Below are 3,393 nucleotides of genomic sequence, written 5' to 3'. Positions count from 1 at the left end.
TGCTGCTCGCTCGCCTCGCCGGTGTAGTACGCCACCAGCCGCCGGTCGCCCGGCGCGTCCTCGCGCGCCATCACCACCACCTCGTCCGCCAGCCTGCCCAGTTGCGCCTCGATCTCGCCCAGTTCGATCCGGAAGCCCCGGATCTTCACCTGGAAGTCGGTGCGCCCCAGGTACTCCACCGTCCCGTCCGGCAGCCAGCGCCCCAGGTCGCCGGTCTTGTACATGCGCGCTTCCGGTTCGCCGCTGAACGGGTCGGGCAGGAACCGTTCCCGCGTCAGCTCCGGCCGGTTCAGGTAGCCGCGCCCCACCTGCGCGCCGCCGATGTAGATCTCGCCCGCCACGCCTACCGGCGCCGGACGGCGCTGGCCGTCGAGCACGTAGATCCGCGTGTTGGCCACCGGACGGCCCAGCGGAACCGTGGCGCGCTCGTCGCCGGCCTGGCAATGCCACGACGTCACGTCCACCGCCGCTTCGGTCGGGCCGTACAGGTTGTGCAGCGCCACCGTGGACAGCCTGGCGTGGAATCGCCGCGCCAGCGCTCCGGGCAAGGCCTCGCCGCTGCAGATCACGCGCTTGAGCGCGCCCGACTCCAGGTCCGGCTGCTCCAGGTAGGCCTGCAGCATCGACGGCACGAAGTGCACCGTCGTCACGCCCTGCGCCCGCATCAGCGCGCTCAGGTAGGCCGGGTCCTTGTGCCCCCCGGGCTTGGCCAGCACCAGCCTGGCGCCGTACATCAGCGGCCAGAAGAACTCCCACACCGACACGTCGAAGCTGAACGGCGTCTTCTGCAGCACGACGTCGCTGTCGTCCAGCGCGTAGGCCTCCTGCATCCACAACAGGCGGTTCACGATGCCGCGGTGCTCATTCATGGCGCCCTTGGGCAAACCGGTCGAGCCCGAGGTATAGATCACATACGCCAGGTGGTCCGGGCGCAGCCCCAGCTCGCGCGCGTCCAGGTTCTCCGCCGACCGGCCGGCCCACTGTCCACGGTCGGCTTGCAGGTGCAGGCGCGGCGCGGCCGATTCCGGCGGCGCCGTCAAGCCGTCGAGCGCCCGGGCGCCGCTGTCGTCGGCCAGCACGACTGCCGGCGCGCTGTCGGCCAGCATGTGCGCCAGGCGCTCGCCCGGATAGTCCGGGTCCAGCGGCACGTAGGCGCCTCCCGCCTTGAGCACCGCCAGCACCGCCAGCACCATGTCGAAGCCGCGCTCGGCGCACACGGCGACGCGGCGGTCCGGCCCCGCGCCCAGCGCCACGAGATGGCGCGCCAGGCGGTTGGCATGCTCGTTGAGCTCCCGGTAGCTGAGCTCCTGCCCGCCGAAGTCCAGCGCCACGCCATCCGGACGGCGCGCAACCTGCGCTTCGATCAGCTCGTGCAGGCAGCCGCCTTGCGGATAGGGCCTTGCCGTGGCGTTCCACCCATGCAGCACCTGCTCGCGTTCGTCTTGCGGCAGGATCTCCAGCTCCCCCAGCGCCAGTGCCGGCTGCCCGCTCAGCGCCGGCAGCAGCGCGGCCAGCGCGGTCTCCATGTACCGGCACACCCGCTCGGCGTCGATCGGCTCGCGCGCCTGCAGCACCAGCATGAAGTCCGATCCCAGGTCGTCGACCGACATCGTCAACGGATAGTTGGTCCGTTCCTGCCCGCCGAGCACTTCGATATCGTCGGCCTGCGGCGCGTCCTGGGCGTCGTCGTCGCGCGTATGGCGGTAGTTCAGGAGCGTGGTGAACAGCGGCGCCTGGGCATCGACCCCGCTGCAGCGCTGCGCCAGCGCCAGCGGCGCATGCTCGTGCCGCAGCAGCCTGGCCAGCAGCGCATGCGTGCGCCTGAGCCCTTCGGTCACCCCGGTCGCGCCCAGGCGCACCCGCACCGGCAGCGAGTTGATGAACATCCCCATCACCCGGTCGGCCTGCTCTCCTCCCTGCATCCGGCCGAACAGCACGGTCCCGAACACCACGTCGTCCCGCCCCGTCAGCTTGCCCAGCACCACGCTCCACGCCAGGTGCATCACGCTGGCAGCGCTCACCCCCAGCCGCCGCGCCTCCTGCCGGATCCCCGCCGACAGCGCGCCTTCCAGTTTCTTTCTCACCTCGACGATCCCGCGGCCGTCGCCGCGCACGTCCAGCACCCCGTACGGCGCGGTCGGCTCATCCACATCCTTGAGCATCTCGCCGAAGAAGGCTTCGTGCTCGGCCTGGCTCACGCCCAGGCGCGCCTGCGCCACGAAGTTGCGGAACGGCGCCGGCGGCGCCAGGCTCCCGCTGTTCCCCCGCTCGATCGCCTGGGCCTCTTCCACCAGCAATTCCAGCGTCGTGTGGTCGATCGCCAGGTGATGCGCGAGCACGCCCAGCAGCCAGCGGCCCTGGCCCTCGTCCTCGGCCGCCATGCACCGCATCAACGGCGCCTGGCTCACGTCCAGCCGGTTGCGCCCCGGATCCAGCCGCGCCTCCAGCTGCTCGCGCACCCCTCCCTGTCCTGGCGCGGCGCGCACCGTCTCCACCGGCAGCTTCGCCCGCCGGCGCACCACTTGCAGCGGCTGCTCCAGCCCCTGCCAGTGCACCCCGGTGCGCAGGATGTCGTGCCGGTCGATCACCTGCTGCATCGCCGCCAGGAAACGCTCCAGCCGCGCCTTGCTCGGGAAGCTCAGCAAACTGGGCAGCAGGTAGGGGTCGCCTTCGCTTTCCATCAGGTGGTGGAACAGGATGCCTTCCTGGGCCGGCGCCAGCGGATAGATGTCCTGCACGTTGCCGCTGCCGCCCTCGACCTGCGCGACCAGCCGGTCGATCGACTCCTGGTCCAGCGCCGCCAGGGTGAGCATCTGCGGCGTGATGCGGGCGGCGCCCTCCGGGATCAGGTTCGGCGGCACCTCCACTTCGCGGCTCGCTCCGCCCACGGCCACCGCCAGCTCGCTCAGCGTGGGCGCGGTGAACAGCTCCCGCACGTCCACATGCAGCCCTTCGCGCCGCATGCGTTCGATCAGCCGCACCGCCAGCAGCGAGTGCCCGCCCAGTTCGAAGAAATTGTCCCGGCGGCCGATGCGCTCGCTGCCCAGCAGTTCCGCCCACAGCGCGGCCAGGCGCGTCTCCACCTCGCCTTGCGGCGCCTCGTAGGCGCGTTGCACATAGGCCGTCCCTTCCGGCGCCGGCAGCGCCTTGCGGTCGACCTTGCCGTTGGGGGTCAGCGGCAGCGCCTCCAGCTTCACGTAAGCCGCCGGCACCATGTACCCGGGCAACGCCTGCAGCGCCTGCTCGCGCAACTGCTGCTCGCTCGCCTCGCCGGTGTAGTACGCCACCAGCCGCCGGTCGCCCGGCGCGTCCTCGCGCGCCATCACCACCACCTCGTCCGCCAGCCTGCCCAGTTGCGCCTCGATCTCGCCCAGTTCGATCCGGAAGCCCCGG

1 protein-coding gene is annotated in these 3,393 nt (G+C 71.5%); it reads right to left on the bottom strand.

All coding sequences use genetic code 11. The features are described 5' to 3' along the window. On the bottom strand, nucleotides 1-3,393 hold a 3,393-nt coding region (locus VEC03_RS06580), incomplete at both ends, for an amino acid adenylation domain-containing protein (protein ID WP_324913755.1).

The organism is Ramlibacter sp. (assembly GCF_035627355.1).
In the GTDB taxonomy this organism is placed as follows: domain Bacteria; phylum Pseudomonadota; class Gammaproteobacteria; order Burkholderiales; family Burkholderiaceae_C; genus Ramlibacter.
This window is presented reverse-complemented; position numbering and strand designations above follow the sequence as displayed.